Raw genomic sequence first — 15,664 nt, 5'->3', positions numbered from 1 at the left:
GGGGCTCGGTGAAGAACACCGCAGATCTTGCCATTCCCCGGCCGCCGCCGCTTTCAGACCCCGCTGTGCACGCCCGAGCGCACCGCCTCCGTCACGCGTGCGGCCCGTTCTGCGACGGCGTCCGCACCGGCTGCGAAACCGTTTCGCGATTCAGCTGCGACGGATGCCGTCCTCGCCGAGGAACCTGCCATTTCCGCTGCTGCGGAGACGTCCGCCAGCGCGGCTGGGTCCACAGTGGACAGCAAGCGTTCCGCCACTCGGACCACCTCCCCCGCCGCCGCGACGACGTCCGCGGCGGGCTGCGCGCGGTCCGGCACGTCGTGGGTGACGGCGTGGGCGTCGATCTCGGCCAGCCGCAACGCATGCCGGGTCAGGTGGTCTGCTTCGGCGTCGCCGCCGGCGGCCCGGCTCAGGAGTGCCGCCGCCTGAGCGAGGGCGAGGGCCGCGACCGTCGCGCCGGCCGGAGCCGGGATCGCGGGCCGGGCGAGGGTGTTCAGGAAGTCGCTCACGATCTGGTCCCGCATGGCAGGTTTCCTTTCCGCTCAGCGCCGGATGCGCTCCATCCCGGGGTCGACCAGCGGTTCCGCGGCCACTGTCGCGGGGACTCGCCGTCCGAAGTACTCGATCTCCACGGCGTCGCCGATCTCCACCGAGCCCGGCAGCCAGGCGTACGCGAGGGGACGGCCGATGGTGTAGCCGTAGGCCGCGCTCGTGACGTAACCCGCCGGGAGGCCGGCCACGAAAACCGGTTCCTTGCCCAGCACGACAGTCCGGCCGTCGTCGACCGTGAGGCAGCGCAGCCGCCGCGCCGAGGTCTCTTCGCTGCGGCCGTCAATCGCTGCGCGGCCGACGAACTCGCCCTTCGCCGGGCGTACCGCGAACCCGACCCCGGCCTCGTACGGGTCGTGCTCGGTGGTCATGTCGGTGCCCCACAGCCGATAGCCCTTCTCCAGCCGGAGGCTGTTGAACGCGCCGCGCCCGGCCGCGATCACGCCTAACGCTTGCCCGGCGCGCCACAGCGCGTCCCACAGCCGCTGGCCGTTGTCCGCGGAGGTGTAGATCTCCCAGCCGAGTTCGCCCACATAGGACAGTCGCAGGATCGTCACCGGGACTCCGGCGATCCGGGCCCGGCGGCCGCGGAAGTACTTGAGGCCGGTGTGCGAAAGGTCTTCCGCGGACAGCGGTTGCACCAGGTCGCGGGCGAGCGGGCCCCACACGCCGATGCAGCAGGTGCCGCCGGTGGTGTCCTCGACCCGGACGCCTTCCGGCGCGCGGCTGCGCAGGTAGGCGACGTCGATGTTGCCGTTGATGCCGACCTGGAACAGCTCCGGCTCCAGCCGTGCCACGGTGATGTCGCTGCGGACTCCCCCGGCGTCGTCGAGCATCAGCGTGTAAGTCACCGAGCCGACCGATTTCGCCAGCTGGTTCGTCGTGAGCCCCTGCAGGAATTCCAGCGAACCCGGTCCGCTGACCTCGACGCGCTTCAACGGGGTCATGTCGTACATCGCGACGCCGTTTCGGGTGTGCCAAGCCTCGGCCGCGACGATCGGCGAGTGGAACTGTCCGGCCCAGGCGTCGCGCGCGGGCGGGAGGAAGTCGTGCGGCAGGTCTTTCAGCAGCGACGCGTTGGCCTCGAACCAGTGCGGCCGTTCCCAGCCGCCTGCCTCCAGGAACACCGCGCCCAGCTCTCGCTGCCGCGCGTGGAACGGGCTGACCCGCAGGTCGCGCGGGGAAAGCCGGGGCTGCAGCGGGTGCAGGACGTCGTAGATCTCCACAAAGTTCTGCTGCGCGGTTTCGCGGATGTACTCGGGAGCCAGCTGGACGTCCTCGAACCGGTGCACGTCCAGTTCGTGCAGGTCGGTTTCGGACCGTCCGTCCACAATAGACTCCGCTACGGCCTTCGCGATGCCCGCGGAATGCGTCACCCAGATCGCCTCGGCGATCCAGAATCCTCGGACGTCGCTGGATTCTCCGACCAGCGAACCGCCGTCCGGGGTGAAGGAGAAGATGCCGTTGAAGCCCTCCTCCGCCTTGGTCTGCCCGAGCGCGGGCAGCAGGAGCTTGCTTTCCTCCCACGACGGCGCGAAATCGTCCTCGGTGAACGGCAGCATCGACGGCATCGCGGACGCGGTGACCTCGCCGGGTTCGGCGAACTTGTCCACCGGCATCGGGCGGTGCGCGTACGAGCCGATGCCGAGCCGGTCGCCGTGCTGGCGGAAGTAGAGGTCCTGGTCCTGGTGACGCAGGATCGGCAGCGCCGGGTGCACCGGGTCAGCTCCGGCCAGTTCGGCCAGCTGGCCGGTTTTCGCGTACTGGTGCGCCAGAGGCAGCAGCGGCACGGTCATGCCGACCATTTCGCCGATCTCCCGGCCCCAGAATCCGGCGCAGGACACCACGATGTCGGCCGGGACCGCCTCGTCGGCAGTCTTGACGCCGGTGACGCGGCCGTGCGCCTGCTCGATGCCGGTCACCCTGGTCGAGCCGACGAACCGTGCGCCGCGCGAGGAAGCCCGTTTGATCAGCTCGTCCACCGCGCGCGAGGCGACGGCGAGCCCGTCGGTCGGGACGTACAGCGCGCCGTGGATCCGGTTCCGGTCGAGCATCGGCCAGCGGCGGACGCATTCGTCCGGGTCGATCAGCCGCGCCTCGACACCCCACGACGTCGCCCAGCCGTGCTTGCGTTTCAGGTCCTCCCAGCGCGCCGCGGTGCTGGCCACCTCCATGCCGCCGACCTGCTCGAAGCAGCCGAGGCCGAGCAGTTTTTCGACGGTGTAGCCGGCGAATTCGGTCATCGCCTTCGACGGGTTGGTCTGGAACACCAGCCCCGGCGCGTGCGACGTCGAACCGCCGGTCAGCGGCAGCGGGCCCTGGTCGAGCACGGTGACGTCGGTCCAGCCGCGCAGGGTCAGCTCGTCGGCGAGGTTCGCGCCCACGATTCCGGCGCCGATGATCACGACACGGGTCATGAGAACTCCCTGGGATAGGTCAGCGGAAGACGACGGTCCGGTTGCCGTTGAGGAGAACGCGCCGCTCGCAGTGCCAGCGCACCGCGCGGGACAGCGCGAGGGCTTCGGCGTCGCGGCCGACGGTCGCGAGCGCGCGCGGCGAGTGCGAATGGTCCACCCGCTGCACTTCTTGCTCGATGATCGGGCCCTCGTCGAGTTCGGGGGTCACGTAGTGCGCGGTCGCGCCGACGTACTTGACGCCCCGGTCGTAGGCCTGCGCGTACGGTTTCGCGCCCTTGAAGCCGGGCAGGAACGAGTGGTGGATGTTGATCGCGCGGCCCTGCAGTTTCTGGCACAGCTCGTCCGAGAGGACCTGCATGTACCGGGCCAGCACGACGAGGTCGATGTCGTGTTCCCGCACCAGGTCCAACAGCCGCTGTTCGGCCTCCGGCTTCGTCGCCGGGGTCACCGGGACGTGCACGAACGGCAGTCCGGCGGCCTCGGCCATCGGGCGCAGGTCCTCGTGATTCGACGCCACGAGCGCGATTTCCGCGCCGAGCGCGCCCGCGCGCCAGCGGAAGAGGAGGTCGTTGAGGCAGTGCCCGGCCTTCGACACCATCACCAGCAACCGGTCCGGGGTGCGGTCGGAGAACCGGTACCGCATGGCGTAATCCCGGGCGACCAAGTCGAACTCGCGGGTCAGGTCGTCTACTGTGGCCGGTCCCGCGCAGGTGAATTCGGTGCGCAGGAACAGTTCCCCGTGCACGTCGTCGTCGAACTGCTGGTGCTCGACGATGTCGCAGCCGTTGCCGACGAGGAACGTCGTCACGGCGTGCACGATCCCGGAGCGCTCGGGGCAGTGCAGGGTCAAGGTGAACTGGGTCAAGACTCCTCCTCTCGGTACTCCAGCGCCGCGTCGGCGAGCCAGGCGGCGAAATAGGGGGCGAACGACTGGCGCACGAGCACGGTGAACTCCCCCGCTTCCCGCACCAGCAGGACGATTCCGGTGCGGGCCAGCAACGTCTGGACGCAGGTGCCCGGCAGCGCGGCCTTCGGGTGGAGGTCGATGGCGCAGCCGTGCGCCAGGACGTCGCGAGCTGCCGGTCCGGCGAGCCGCACTGTGGTGCGCTGCGCGGAAACGTCGGTCACCGCGCCGACGGTGATTGCTTCTCGCAGCGCTTCTTCGGTGCCTTCGGGAGCGCCGAGCACGAGGTACTCGTCGGGGCCGAGCCACAGGACGTCGCCGATACCGCTGGTGAACCGGCACGGATCCGGCAGGGCGGTGCCGAGCACTGCTGCTACGGCGTCGTGGCCTTCGCGGATGCGGACGTTCAGCTGCGAGACGAACGGGCGTTCTTCCGCGAGCACGGCGGGGGCGCAGCTGGCGAGCAGGCCCGCGTGCTCCGCGAGCGGCGACAGGGTTTTAGCCGTCACGACGGGTCCCTTCCTTGTCGTAGAGCACGGATTCGGTCACCGTTACCGGCACCACCTCGTCGCCGACCGGGACGTACAGCGTTTCCCCGATCCGCTCCCGGCCGGAGCGGACAAGAGCGAGCGCGAAGGTGCGGTCCAGCGTGGCGCTCGGGTAGCTGGAGGTGACGTGGCCGAGCATGCGCACCGGCGGGCGCGGGACGTGCGCGGTCTCGATGATCTGCGCGCCCTCCGGCAGCAGCACGGCGGGATCGACTGGCAGCAGGCCGACGAGCTGTTTCCGGTCCGGGCGCAGGTTTTCCGCGCGGGAGAAGGACCGTTTGCCGAGGAAGTCGGGCTTCTTCTTGGACACCGCCCAGCTCATGCCGAGGTCCTGCGGGGTGACGGTGCCGTCGGTGTCCTGGCCGATGATCGGGTAGCCTTTCTCGGCGCGCAGGACGTGCATGGTTTCGGTGCCGTAGGGCGTGATTCCCTTCTCCGCCAAGGCTTTCCAGAGCGCGAGGCCGTACCAGGACGGCACGTTGATCTCGTACGCCAGCTCGCCGGAGAAGCTGATCCGGCACACCCGCGCGGCGATTCCGGCGACCTCGGCGTCGCGCCAGGCCATGAAGCCGAACGCGTCGTTGCTGACGTCCAGCTCCGGCGCGAGCCCGGCCAGGATCTCGCGCGAACGCGGGCCGACGAGGGCGACAGTCGCCCAGTGTTCGGTGACCGAAGTGGCGAACACGCGCAGGTGCGGCCACTCGGTTTGGAGCCACTCCTCCATCCAGTCCAGCACCATCGCGGCGTTGCCGGTGGTCGTGGTGACGAGGAAGCGGTCCTCGGCTACCCGGATGACGGTGCCGTCGTCGATGACCATGCCGTCGACGCCGCACATCACGCCGTAGCGGATCCGGCCGACCTTGAGGGTGCTCATCAGGTTCGTGTAGAGCAGGTCGAGGAATTCGGCGGCGTCCGGGCCTTGGACGTCGATCTTGCCGAGGGTGGAGCCGTCCATCATCGCCACGTCGGTGCGGGCGGCAAGGCATTCCCGTCGCACGGCCGCGCGGAGGTCCTCACCGGGTCGCGGGTAGTACCACGGGCGCTTCCACTGGCCGACGTTCTCGAACTCCGCGCCGTGCTCGACGTGCCAGGAGTGCAATGCGGTGACGCGGACCGGATCGTGCAGTTCGCCGCGGTTCCGCCCGGCCAAAGCGGCGAACGCGACCGGCGTGTACGGCGGGCGGTAGGTGGTCGGGCGGCGGTCCGCGAGGTCGACGCCGAGCGCTTCGGCGGTGATCCCGGCGGCGAGCATGCCGGAGGTTTTGCCCTGGTCGTGCGCGGTGCCGATGGTGGTGTAGCGCTTGACGTGCTCCAGCGAGGTCAAGCCCGCGCCGGTCGCGCGGAGGACGTCGGAGACGGTGGCGTCGCGCTGCAGGTCCACGAAACGGGTGTCCACATCGGACTCAGCACCGGGGATCTGCCACGCGACGGCGGGGGCCAGCTCGCGGGGGCGCGCGTCCGACACGGGGAGCGGGATTTCCGCCGGTGCTCCAGCCTTCGCGGCGGCGGCTCGGCCTTCTCGTACACAACCGGCGAAGTCGAAGGTGCCGTTCGCGCTGCCTGCCACCCGTGCGGTCGGGAGGTCGCCGTCGGGGAGATACGCGCCGAGCGCGGGTTCGTAGCGCAAGGCACCGCGCTGCTGGCTGAACAGGTGGACCGCCGGTGTCCAGCCGCCCGAGACCAGGAGGGTGTCGCACGGGATCAGGTCCCCGGCGACGCGGACGCCGGTGACGCGCTCGGTTCCTTCCGTCCCGCTGACTGCGGTCCCGGCGCGGACCTCGATGCCCCGTTCCGCACAGGCCGCGGCCCAGTTTTCCGGTGCGGCAGGGCGAACATCGACCACCAGCGGGACTTCCACGCCAGCGTCGGCGAGGTCGATCGCCGTGGCGTAGGCGGAATCGTCCATCGTGAACACGACGGCGCGACGGCCGGGCAGGACGCCGTACCGGTGCAGGTACGTCCGCGCGGCACTGGCGAGGAGGATGCCGGGCCGGTCGTTGTCCGGGAACACGATCGGGCGTTCGTGCGCGCCGGTCGCGAGGACGGTCTGCTGCGCGCGGATCCGCCACACCCGTTGCCGGGCCGCGCCGGACGTCCGGTGTTGCACGGCGAGGACGAAACCGTCGTCGTAGGCGCCGAACGCGGTGGTCCGGTCGAGCACGTGCACGTCCGGGGTCGCGCGGAGTTCGTCGGCGATCGCGCGGGCCCATTCGATGGCGGGTTTGAGGTCGAGGTATTCGTTCGAGCCGAGCAGCGAGCCGCCGGGTTCGGGCTGGTCGTCCACCAGCACGACCCTCGCCCCGGCGCGCGCCGCTGTCCGTGCGGCGACGAGCCCGGCCGGCCCCGCACCGACCACCAGCACGTCGCAGTGCAGGTGCTTCGCGTCGTACCGCGCCGGGTCCGGCTCGGTCGCCAACCGGCCTTGCCCGGACAGGCTGCGCGCGACCAGGCCGTCGAACAGCTCGACGGTGGTGGCGGTCTGCATGGGTTCGGGGAACGGCTTTTCCAGCTGCACCACCGCGTTCGGCTCTTCGACGCCCGCCGCCACGATGCCGCGCGGGCGGCCGAGCTTGACGCTCCGGGCGACCTGGTGCACGCCGTTGGCGAGGAGCGCGGACGCGAGCGTGTCGCCGGGGTGGCCCGTGAGGACGCGGCCGTCGAAGGTGAACTGGAGCGGGGTGTCGCGGTCGACGTGGCCGCCGCTGGGGAGGCGGAAGGTCATGGGATCACCGGCCGGGGTTCGTCGAGGCGGTAGACCGCCGCGAGTTCGTGGGTGCGGGTGTCGCGGACGGCGTTGAACCAGCGGCGGCAGCCCGCGCTGTGCGTCCAGCGCTCGGCGAGCGGGCCGCTCGGGTTGGCGCGGAAGAAGACGTACTTCGCCCATTCCTCGTCGGACAACGCCGCCGGTTCCTGGGGGTAGGCGACGTGGGCTTGGCCGCCGTAGCGGAATTCGGTCTCCTCGCGGGGACCGCACCAGGGGCAGGGAATCAGCTGCACAGCGGCTCCTAATGCGCGACGGCGGCGGCGCCGTGCTCGTCGACGAGCGCGCCGGTGGTGAACCGGTCGAGGGTGAACGGTTCGGCGTACGGATGCGGTTTGCCCTTCGCGACGGTGTGCGCGAAGCAGTCGCCGACGCCCGGTGTGGCCTTGAATCCGCCGGTTCCCCAGCCGCAGTTGAGGTACAGGTTCTCCACCGGGGTCAGCCCGACGATCGGCGAGGCGTCCGGGGTCACGTCGACGATGCCCGCCCAGGTCCGCAGCAGGTGCGCCCGCGCGAACACCGGGAACAGCTCCAGCGCGGCGGCCATCTGGTCCTCGATGATGTGGAACGCGCCGCGCTGGCCGTAGCCGGCGTAGGAGTCGATGCCCGCGCCCATCACGAGTTCTCCCTTGTGCGCCTGGGAAACGTAGACGTGCACGGCGTTCGACATCACCACCGTCGGGTGCACCGGTTCGAGCAGTTCCGACACGAGCGCCTGCAGCGGATGCGACACCAGCGGCAGGTCGATCCCGGCCATCTTCGCCAGCACCGAACTGTGCCCGGCCGCGCACAGCGCGATCTTCCCGGCGGCGATCCGGCCCCGGCTCGTCTCGAGGCCGACGACCTTGCCGTCGCGCGTCTCGATGCCGGTGACCTCGCAGTTCTGGATGAGGTCGACGCCCATTTCGGCTGCCGCGCGGGCGAAACCCCAAGCCACGTAATCGTGTTTCGCGATTCCGGCACGCGGCTGGTAGGTCGCGCCGAGCACGGGGTAGCGCACGTCCGGAGAGGTGTTCACGATCGGGCAGAGTTCCTTGACCCCGTCCGCGTCGACCCATTCCGCGTCGATCCCGTTGAGCCGGTTGGCGTTCACCCGGCGCACGCTGTCGCGGACGTCCTGGAGGCTGTGCGCGAGGTTGAGGACGCCGCGCTGGCTGAACAGGATCGGGTAGCCGAGGTCTTCTTCGAGGCCCTCCCACAATTTGAGGGAGTGCTCGTAGATGCCGGAGCTTTCGTCCCACAGGTAGTTGGACCGGATGATCGTCGTGTTGCGGGCCATGTTCCCGCCGGCGAGCCAGCCCTTCTCCAGCACCGCGACGTTCGTGATGCCGTGCACCTTCGCGAGGTAGTAAGCGGTCGCGAGGCCGTGCCCGCCGCCTCCCACCACGACGACGTCGTACGCGCGCCGCGGTTCCGGGTCCCGCCACAGGAAATCCGGGTGGTCCGGAAGGTCCGCGCCCGGGGGACGCGGCTGGTCCGTCGTGGTCATTCCCGCTGGCCTCCCGCATCGGACAACTGGTCGACTACTGATATATCAATCTTCGCGGTAGAGTAGGCCGGGTGAGCACCCCGGTCAACCACGTCATCCCGGCCGCCGCCCCGTCGCTGGCCGAACGCGCCTACGAGTTCCTGCGCGACCGTCTCGTCATGCTCGACATCAAGCCAGGCGACCCGATCAACGAGGAATGGGCGGGCAGTGTGCTCGGCATGGGCCGCACGCCGATCCGCGAAGCGCTGAAACGCCTTGAGACCGAACGCCTGGTGGTGGCGTACCCGCGGCGCGGCACGTTCGCCACCGACGTCAACATCTCCGACCTCGCGCACATCTCCGAGGTGCGGCGCACCCTCGAACCGACGGCCGCCGCGTCCGCCGCCACGCGCGCGACCGACGAGGACCGCGCGCGCCTGGCGGAACTGCGCGACCAGCTGAATTCCGCGAAGCCGAGGGAAAACTCCGAACTCCTGCGCACCGATCTCGACCTTCATCGCGCGATCTACGCCTGCGTGCACAACCCGTTCTTCGAGGACACGCTGATCCACTACGACAACCTCGCGACCCGGATCTGGTGCGTGTTCCTCCCCCGCCTGCGCGGGATGGCCGGTCATGTCGACGAGCATTCGCCGCTGCTGACGGCGATCGTCGACGGGGACGCAAAGAAGGCTTCGACGCTGACGCTCGACCACGTGACGGGGTTCGAGAAGGCGATCCGGGCGCTCATTTAGCGAGCCAGTCGGAGCTCGTGAGCGGCAATGCCGGTTAGAACCGGCGTCGCCGCTCACGAGTCCCCGGCCTTCGCCCGCACCCAGGCATGGAACTCGCCGATGTGGTGCTCGCTCGGCACCAGCACGCCGCCGCGGGCGTACGCGCGTGAGCCCATCGCCTGCTGACACCGTTCGCACGCCTCGAAATCCTGCTGGTTCACGCGGTGGAACAGCTCGACCGAACGGTCCAGGTCCGCGCCCGATTCGACGACCTCCGGCAGGTACAGCCAGTCGCAGCGGACCAGGGTGCGGTCCGGGGCCAGCGGGAACATCCGGTGCACGATCACGTGGTCCGGCACCAGGTTCACGAACACCTGCGGCCGGATCGTGATCGCGTAGTACCGCCGGTCCTGGTGCTCGCCGACGCCCGGCAGCCGCGGCAGGCCGTCGCCGCCGTCCACGGTGAACCCGGTGACGTCCGAGCCGAATTCCGCGCCGTGGCCGACGAAATACTGCGCGGCGTAGCCGTCCGCGAACTCCGGGAGCACCTCGGTGAGTTCCGGGTGGATCGTCGCGCAGTGGTAGCACTCCATGAAGTTCTCGATGATCTGCTTCCAGTTCGCGCGCACGTCGTACTCGATGCGCCGGCCCAGCGACAGATTCTCGATGCCGTACGCCTCGATTTCGCCCGGCCCGCCGAGCCGTTCGCTCACGTCGGCCTGCACAGTGTCCGCAAAGGACGGTGCGTCCTCGGCGAGGCAAACCCAGGCGTAGCCGAGCCATTCGCGCAGATGCACCTTCGTCAGGCCGTACTCGACGCGGTCGACGTCCGGCATCCCGGTCAGATTCGGTGCTGCGACGAGCTTTCCGTCGAGGCCGTAGGTCCAGGCGTGGTACATGCACTGGAAAGCGCGCTTCACCGAACCCTTCTCGTCGGTGCACAGCCGCGCCCCGCGATGGCGGCACACGTTCAGGAACGCGCGCAACGCCCCGTCGCGACCGCGCGCGATCAGCACGCTTTCGCGGCCGATCTGCACGGTCTCGAACGAGCCGGGCGACGGCAGGTCGGCACTGCGCACCGCGCAGAACCAGCCCGCTTCGAAGATCCGCTCCTGCTCCCGGGCGAAGACCGCCGGGTCGGTGTAGTGCGGCCCGGGCAGAGTCGGCAGCAGGCTCTGCGGGAGGTCGATAGCGGTCACCGGCAGGGCTCCTCTCGAACACATTCGATGTTGCGTATTACGCGTCTTGTTGCCCTCTCCGGAACAAGATGAGGCTCGGCCGGGGCCGTGTCAAGCACCCTTCCCGGTGCCGCACCCGATCGCCGGAACCGCCTTCGACCACGGCTTTCACCCGGAACGGCGCTCCGAAAAACTCCACCCCGGAACCTCTTGACGGCACCCCTCCGGCACGCTCAGACTCTGTTGCGTATCACGTCGGGTGTTCCTCAATACGCAACAACCCCCAGCTTCGGAGGCATCAATGCTGCGCGCGTGCTCAGTGGACGAACTGCCCCCGGGCGAGTCCGTCCGGATCGCGGGGCCCGAGCCCATCGCCGTCTTCAACGCCGACGGCGAGTTGTACGCGATCGGGGACACCTGCACCCACCAGGACGCGTCGCTCGCCGACGGCTGGCTCGAAGGCTGCTTCGTGGAGTGCCCGCTGCACGCGGCGCTCTTCGACCTGCGCACCGGCCTGCCGTCCTGCCTGCCCGCCAAGCAGCCGGTGCGCACGTATCAGGTGCAGGTCGACGAGGGCGTGATCTACGTGCTCGCCGACGCCGCCGAGGACGCTGCGTGAAAACGGTCGCCATCGTCGGCGCTTCGCTCGCCGGCGCCCGCGCCGCGCAGGAGCTGCGCGCACAGGGGTTCGACGGTCGCGTGGTCCTTATCGGCGAAGAGCCGCATCTCCCCTACGACCGGCCGCCGCTGTCGAAGGCCTTCCTCGCCGGAACCGCGTCGAGGGAGTCGCTCGACCTGCTCGACACGGACGATCTCGCGTCGCTGGACCTCCGGCTCGGCACCCGCGCGGAACGGCTCGACCCGTCGACCGGCCGCCTCTTCCTCTCCGACGGCGAACTCGAAGCCGACGGCGTCGTCCTCGCGACCGGCGGGCGCGCTCGGGCCTTGCCGGGGACGGAATCCGTTGCCGGAGTTCATGTTCTGCGCACCCTGGGCGACGCTCTCGCCCTGCGCGACGAGCTGGTTCCCGGTGCGCGCGTGGTGATCGTGGGCGGCGGGTTCATCGGGGCCGAAGTGGCGTCGACAGCCAACGGCTTGGGCTTGGATGTCACCGTGCTGGAGGCGCTGCCGACTCCGATGGCCCGCGTGCTGGGTCCGGAACTCGGCTCGGTCTGCGCGCGCCTGCACGACCGGAACGGTGTCACCCTGCGCTGCGGCGCTTCGGTGGCCGGGCTTTCCGCGCTCTCCGGCCGGGTCACCGGGGTACAGCTGGAAACCGGCGAGAATCTGCCCGCCGACGTGGTCGTCGCCGGGATCGGGATGGTTCCGGCAGTCGAGTGGCTCGACGGCTCCGGGCTGGCGGTGAGCAACGGCGTCCGCACCAATGCCGGTCTGGTCACGTCGCTGCCGAACGTGGTCGCGGCGGGCGACGTCGCAGCCTACGGGCCGGCGGGCACCCGGCACGAGCACTGGACGAATGCCACCGAACAGGCTTCGGTCGCGGTCGCCAATCTGCTGGCCGGGCAAGTGGTGCGGGAGTACGAGCCGAGCGGCTACGTCTGGTCCGACCAGTACGCCGGGACCATCCAGCTCGCCGGGCATCCCGCGCCGGAGGACGAGGTGCGCTTCGCCGACGGCGGTCCGGACGACGAGTCCTTCCTCGCCACCTATCACCGCGACGGCCAGACCGTGGCCGTGTTCGGGCTCAACAACCCGAGGGGATTCGGCCGCCTGCGCCGGCAAGCGCTGCGACGGCCGATTCCCGTCGGGTGATTACCGCACGACCTGCACCACGTCGCCCGGCTGCAGCGCGTTGAAGAACGCCACCGCGTCCGCGTGGGACAGGTGGACGCAGCCGTGCGACTGGACCTTCAGGCTGCCCTGGTGGAACGCCACCCCGGTGTTGGTGAAGAAGACCGAGTACGGCATCGGACCGTGGAACTGCTTGCTGTAGTGGTCGATGTCCTTGTACTGCACGCGGAACGTGCCGACCGGGGTCGGGTACTTCGGTTTGCCGACGGTGACCGGCACGCCGCCGCGGGTGACCTTGCCGTTGTCCATCAGCCACGCCGTGTTCGCCGAGAGCTTCAGGCACGCCTTCGCCTGGGCGCCGCACGGCGGTCCCGCCGCCTCCGCGGTCGCGGAGAATCCGATCGTTGCCGCCATCGCCGCGATACTGGCCAGTGTTGCCGTGAGTTTCCGGTTCATCCTGTGCCTCCCCGAGACGGTCGTACTTTGGATCTTTCCCAGAGAGGTCAGCTTTAAACCACAAGTGCGCCCATGTGGGTGAGCTCTAACGGGAGCGCCAGGACAGCGGCGACGTCGCCAAGGCTGCTTCGGCGACGCGCCGGGCGGTTTCGGTGAAGAGCCCTGCCCGCGCCGACGCGATCCATTCGTCCACTGTGGAGACTCCGGCCGCGCGGTATTCGAGGGCCTGGAAAAGCATCTCGAGTTTGTCGGCGTCCTTCGCACATCGCGCTTCGGGCGACTCGCGCGTTTCGTACTCGTCTACCGCCGCCTGTACGGTTTCCGCCGACGCACGCGGCAATCCCGCAGTCTGATCCGCCGTGATCGCCCGCGGTTCCGGTTTCGTCAGATACGGCGCGGCGGTGTGCGGCAGGTCGCCGGTGCGGGTCTCCTGGGTGTCGTGCCAGAGCGCGAGGAACGCCGCGCGCTCGGGAACCGCGCCCTCCTCGGCGGCGAGCAGCGCGGCCAGCTGCGCCGCCCGGAGGCTGTGCTCGGCCACCGACTCGGGGTCGCGGACCCCCGCCTGCCACCAGCCCGCGCGGCGGACGCGCTTGAGCACCCCCAGCTCGAACCCGAACGCGGCCAGGCTTTCGGCGTCCATCCCGCGGTCCCCTTCCCGTGCCGGTCTGCCAGCCGGAGCCTACGGGGCATGGCATGCTGCCCGGACACCCGCTTCTTCTCCCGGGAGGCCCCGCGTGAGCACTGTGCTGGTCGAGCACGACGGTCCGGTCACCACTATCGGCATCAACCGGCCGGAGCGGCGCAACGCCGTCGACCGCGACACCGCCGAGGCACTGGCCGCCGCCTTCCGGGAATTCGACGCCTCGGACGCCTCCGTCGCGGTGCTCCACGGCGTGGGCGGGACGTTCTGCGCGGGCGCGGACCTCAAGGCGGTGAGCGAAGGCCGCGGCAACCGCACCGAGCCGGACGGCGACGGCCCGATGGGACCGACGCGCCTGCGGCTGCGGAAGCCGGTGCTCGCGGCGGTGTCCGGACATGCCGTCGCGGGCGGGCTGGAGCTGGCGATCTGGGCGGACCTCCGGATCGCGGACGAGACCGCGGTGTTCGGCGTGTTCTGCCGCCGCTGGGGCGTTCCGCTCATCGACGGCGGCACGGTCCGGCTGCCGCGGCTGATCGGGCGGAGCCACGCGATGGACCTCGTGCTGACCGGGCGTCCGGTCGGAGCGGACGAGGCGCACCGGATCGGATTGGCGAATCGGGTCGTGCCTTCCGGGCAGGCATTGCCCGCCGCGATCGCCTTGGCGCGGGAAATCGCGGCGTTTCCGCAAACCTGCCTGCGAGAGGACCGGGCGGCATTGCTGGAAGGCGAGTCGCTGACCGAGGAATCCGCAGTGGAAAACGAATTCCGGCACGGGATTCAGTCATTGGCCGCGGACACTCTTGCGGGAGCCGCGCGATTCGCCGATGGTGCGGGCAGGCACGGGTCGTTCGAGAACTAGTCCCGTCCGATTACCGTTGCACAGCAAGGCATATACTCGCGTCCAACCAGACACCGACGACATGAGGGCATAGCAGGCATACCGCCCGAGGCCGCCTTTTCCGGCCTCGTTACCCGCCTTTTCCGGACTGGGCCGAACGAGTGAAACCGCACACGAATCCCTTTCGCTTTTTTTCGCACCGGTCACCATTACCTGCGACGACCGTTTATTATCGCCGCCGTATTCGGCGCTAGTCCGAACGAGCGAACGAAAAATTCGCTAAACGCACGTAGCGCCCAGGCCCTCGGCATCGATACAGATACGAGGCCGGGCGCCGAAGCGCGCTCGCACGGCCCGTCGGCCGTCCGCACGCCCGCCTTGACAACGACAACCCCGCCCCCCGACCCGTCGCCGGCAGGCTCTCCGCCGGCGGACGCCGACCGCCCGGCCTGACGAGGCCGGGCGATCGGTGCTTCCCGCCTCCGGATCCCGTCGTGCCCCGTGCTCCCTTCCCCCGCCGAGCACAAGACAAGAACCGAGGTTCTTCCATGACGTCGAACATCGAGCGTTCCAGCTCCTCGCCGTCGGACGACACCGCCGCACGCCCGTCCGGCGGGCCCTGCTGCCGCCTCCGGGCCGCCAGCCGCGGCGCCTGCGGCGGAAGACCGCGGCCGCGGAGACTGTCCATCGTCATCCCCGCGCTGAACGAACGGGTCAACATGCCCCGCGTGCTGGCCGCGATCCCGCGCTCCGGGCTCGCCTCCCTCGGCTACGAGACCGAGGTGATCGTGGTCGACAACGCCTCGACCGACGGGACCGGCGAGGTGGCCGCCTCCCTGGGCGCGCGGGTGATCCTGCAGCCGCTGCGCGGGTACGGGCACGCCTACCACGCGGGTTTCGCCGCGGCGACCGGCGACGTGATCGCGACCGGCGACGCGGACTGCACCTACCCGTTCGACCACCTTCCCGGACTGCTGTGCACGATGGCCGACCGGCAGCTCGATTTCCTGTCCACCAACCGGCTCGGCCACGGGAACCGCGAGGCGATGAAGCCCTCGCACCGGATCGGCAACCGGGTGCTGACCCTGATCAGCCGGCTCTTCTTCCGTTCGCCGTTCCGCGATTCGCAGTCCGGGATGTGGGTGTTCCGCAGGCACGTGTGGCAGCACCTCGACATCCGGTCCGGCGGGATGCCGTTCTCGCAGGAGATCAAGAACGACGCCTACGTCCGCGGTTTCCGCTGCGGCGAAACCCCGATCGAGTACCGGATCCGCGGCGGAGACGTGAAACTGCATGCCGTGCGCGACGGTCTGCGCAACCTCGCGCAGCTGGCGCTCCACCGGGCGCGGACCGTCGGCGCGCCCGCGACCGTGCTCTGCGCCGGCGAAGCCGAGTGCGTCCTGGCGATGGCGGACTGAG

At 69.9% G+C, this 15,664-nt stretch carries 15 protein-coding genes; 5 read left to right on the top strand and 10 right to left on the bottom strand.

Features of this window, described 5'->3' with window-relative positions:
* Window positions 1-53: 53 nt before the first annotated feature.
* Genes ACZ7OI_RS38950 through ACZ7OI_RS38920 form a run of 7 tightly spaced genes read right to left on the bottom strand, consistent with a single transcriptional unit; the run spans window position 54 to window position 8,668 of the window.
* Window positions 54-524 (bottom strand): hypothetical protein, encoded by a 471-nt coding sequence (locus ACZ7OI_RS38950; RefSeq protein ID WP_470269129.1) that lies wholly within the window; start codon window positions 522-524, stop codon window positions 54-56.
* An 18-nt stretch (window positions 525-542) separates the two neighbouring features.
* Complete coding sequence (locus ACZ7OI_RS38945) at window positions 543-2,966, bottom strand: GcvT family protein (protein WP_470269128.1); 2,424 nt, start codon at window positions 2,964-2,966, stop codon at window positions 543-545.
* Window positions 2,967-2,985: 19 nt separating this feature from the next.
* Window positions 2,986-3,831: a formyltetrahydrofolate deformylase gene (gene purU, locus ACZ7OI_RS38940; RefSeq protein WP_470269127.1), complete on the bottom strand. Its 846-nt coding sequence runs from the start codon at window positions 3,829-3,831 to the stop codon at window positions 2,986-2,988.
* Window positions 3,828-4,379, bottom strand: a complete 552-nt coding sequence (locus tag ACZ7OI_RS38935) for a sarcosine oxidase subunit gamma (RefSeq protein ID WP_470269126.1) — start codon at window positions 4,377-4,379, stop codon at window positions 3,828-3,830. The genes purU and ACZ7OI_RS38935 overlap by 4 nt, the downstream gene beginning before the upstream one ends.
* Window positions 4,369-7,140: a 2Fe-2S iron-sulfur cluster-binding protein gene (locus ACZ7OI_RS38930; RefSeq protein ID WP_470269125.1), complete on the bottom strand. Its 2,772-nt coding sequence runs from the start codon at window positions 7,138-7,140 to the stop codon at window positions 4,369-4,371. Before ACZ7OI_RS38930 ends, ACZ7OI_RS38935 begins: the two co-directional genes overlap by 11 nt.
* Window positions 7,137-7,415 carry a sarcosine oxidase subunit delta gene (locus ACZ7OI_RS38925; protein ID WP_470269124.1) on the bottom strand — a complete coding sequence of 93 codons (279 nt, stop codon included), beginning with the start codon at window positions 7,413-7,415 and terminating at the stop codon, window positions 7,137-7,139. The genes ACZ7OI_RS38930 and ACZ7OI_RS38925 overlap by 4 nt, the downstream gene beginning before the upstream one ends.
* 8 nt (window positions 7,416-7,423) lie before the next feature.
* On the bottom strand, window positions 7,424-8,668 hold the full coding sequence (locus ACZ7OI_RS38920) for a sarcosine oxidase subunit beta family protein (protein ID WP_470269123.1): 1,245 nt from the start codon (window positions 8,666-8,668) through the stop codon (window positions 7,424-7,426).
* 71 nt (window positions 8,669-8,739) lie between these two features.
* Between ACZ7OI_RS38920 and ACZ7OI_RS38915 the strand changes: the two genes are divergently transcribed.
* Window positions 8,740-9,402 carry a GntR family transcriptional regulator gene (locus ACZ7OI_RS38915; RefSeq protein ID WP_470269122.1) on the top strand — a complete coding sequence of 221 codons (663 nt, stop codon included), beginning with the start codon at window positions 8,740-8,742 and terminating at the stop codon, window positions 9,400-9,402.
* Window positions 9,403-9,455: 53 nt separating this feature from the next.
* Here ACZ7OI_RS38915 and ACZ7OI_RS38910 read toward each other — a convergent pair whose 3' ends face one another.
* Window positions 9,456-10,580 carry an aromatic ring-hydroxylating oxygenase subunit alpha gene (locus tag ACZ7OI_RS38910; protein WP_470269121.1) on the bottom strand — a complete coding sequence of 375 codons (1,125 nt, stop codon included), beginning with the start codon at window positions 10,578-10,580 and terminating at the stop codon, window positions 9,456-9,458.
* Window positions 10,581-10,860: 280 nt separating this feature from the next.
* Here ACZ7OI_RS38910 and ACZ7OI_RS38905 point away from each other — a divergent pair, with 280 nt between their 5' ends.
* Together ACZ7OI_RS38905 and ACZ7OI_RS38900 are read left to right on the top strand one after the other, a co-directional pair.
* Complete coding sequence (locus tag ACZ7OI_RS38905; protein ID WP_344273947.1) at window positions 10,861-11,178, top strand: bifunctional 3-phenylpropionate/cinnamic acid dioxygenase ferredoxin subunit; 318 nt, start codon at window positions 10,861-10,863, stop codon at window positions 11,176-11,178.
* Window positions 11,175-12,332: an NAD(P)/FAD-dependent oxidoreductase gene (locus ACZ7OI_RS38900; protein WP_470269120.1), complete on the top strand. Its 1,158-nt coding sequence runs from the start codon at window positions 11,175-11,177 to the stop codon at window positions 12,330-12,332. Before ACZ7OI_RS38905 ends, ACZ7OI_RS38900 begins: the two co-directional genes overlap by 4 nt.
* On the opposite strand, the gene ACZ7OI_RS38895 is transcribed toward ACZ7OI_RS38900, so the two are convergent.
* Window positions 12,333-12,767 carry a L,D-transpeptidase gene (locus ACZ7OI_RS38895; protein WP_470269119.1) on the bottom strand — a complete coding sequence of 145 codons (435 nt, stop codon included), beginning with the start codon at window positions 12,765-12,767 and terminating at the stop codon, window positions 12,333-12,335.
* An 85-nt stretch (window positions 12,768-12,852) separates the two neighbouring features.
* Window positions 12,853-13,407, bottom strand: coding sequence for an HD domain-containing protein (locus tag ACZ7OI_RS38890; protein WP_470269118.1), 555 nt, complete (start codon window positions 13,405-13,407; stop codon window positions 12,853-12,855).
* 94 nt (window positions 13,408-13,501) lie between these two features.
* On the opposite strand from ACZ7OI_RS38890, the gene ACZ7OI_RS38885 reads away from it, so the two are divergent.
* Together ACZ7OI_RS38885 and ACZ7OI_RS38880 are read left to right on the top strand one after the other, a co-directional pair.
* The gene (locus ACZ7OI_RS38885) at window positions 13,502-14,266 is read left to right on the top strand and encodes a crotonase/enoyl-CoA hydratase family protein (RefSeq protein ID WP_470269117.1); all 765 of its coding nucleotides are present in this window, start codon (window positions 13,502-13,504) and stop codon (window positions 14,264-14,266) included.
* A 527-nt stretch (window positions 14,267-14,793) separates the two neighbouring features.
* Window positions 14,794-15,663 (top strand): glycosyltransferase family 2 protein, encoded by an 870-nt coding sequence (locus ACZ7OI_RS38880; protein WP_470269116.1) that lies wholly within the window; start codon window positions 14,794-14,796, stop codon window positions 15,661-15,663.
* Window position 15,664 lies beyond the last annotated feature (1 nt).

The sequence above is a fragment of the Amycolatopsis sp. NPDC114503 genome (assembly GCF_055633655.1).
This window is presented reverse-complemented; position numbering and strand designations above follow the sequence as displayed.

Excerpts from the sequence above, each read along its gene's own strand:
- ACZ7OI_RS38950 (WP_470269129.1), bottom strand. The coding sequence starts at position 524 with ATGCGGGACCAGATCGTGAGCGACTTCCTGAACACCCTCGCCCGGCCC.
- ACZ7OI_RS38945 (WP_470269128.1), bottom strand. The coding sequence starts at position 2,966 with ATGACCCGTGTCGTGATCATCGGCGCCGGAATCGTGGGCGCGAACCTC.
- ACZ7OI_RS38930 (WP_470269125.1), bottom strand. The coding sequence starts at position 7,140 with ATGACCTTCCGCCTCCCCAGCGGCGGCCACGTCGACCGCGACACCCCG.
- ACZ7OI_RS38920 (WP_470269123.1), bottom strand. The coding sequence starts at position 8,668 with ATGACCACGACGGACCAGCCGCGTCCCCCGGGCGCGGACCTTCCGGAC.
- ACZ7OI_RS38905 (WP_344273947.1), top strand. The coding sequence starts at position 10,861 with ATGCTGCGCGCGTGCTCAGTGGACGAACTGCCCCCGGGCGAGTCCGTC.
- ACZ7OI_RS38895 (WP_470269119.1), bottom strand. The coding sequence starts at position 12,767 with ATGAACCGGAAACTCACGGCAACACTGGCCAGTATCGCGGCGATGGCG.
- ACZ7OI_RS38890 (WP_470269118.1), bottom strand. The coding sequence starts at position 13,407 with ATGGACGCCGAAAGCCTGGCCGCGTTCGGGTTCGAGCTGGGGGTGCTC.
- ACZ7OI_RS38880 (WP_470269116.1), top strand. The coding sequence starts at position 14,794 with ATGACGTCGAACATCGAGCGTTCCAGCTCCTCGCCGTCGGACGACACC.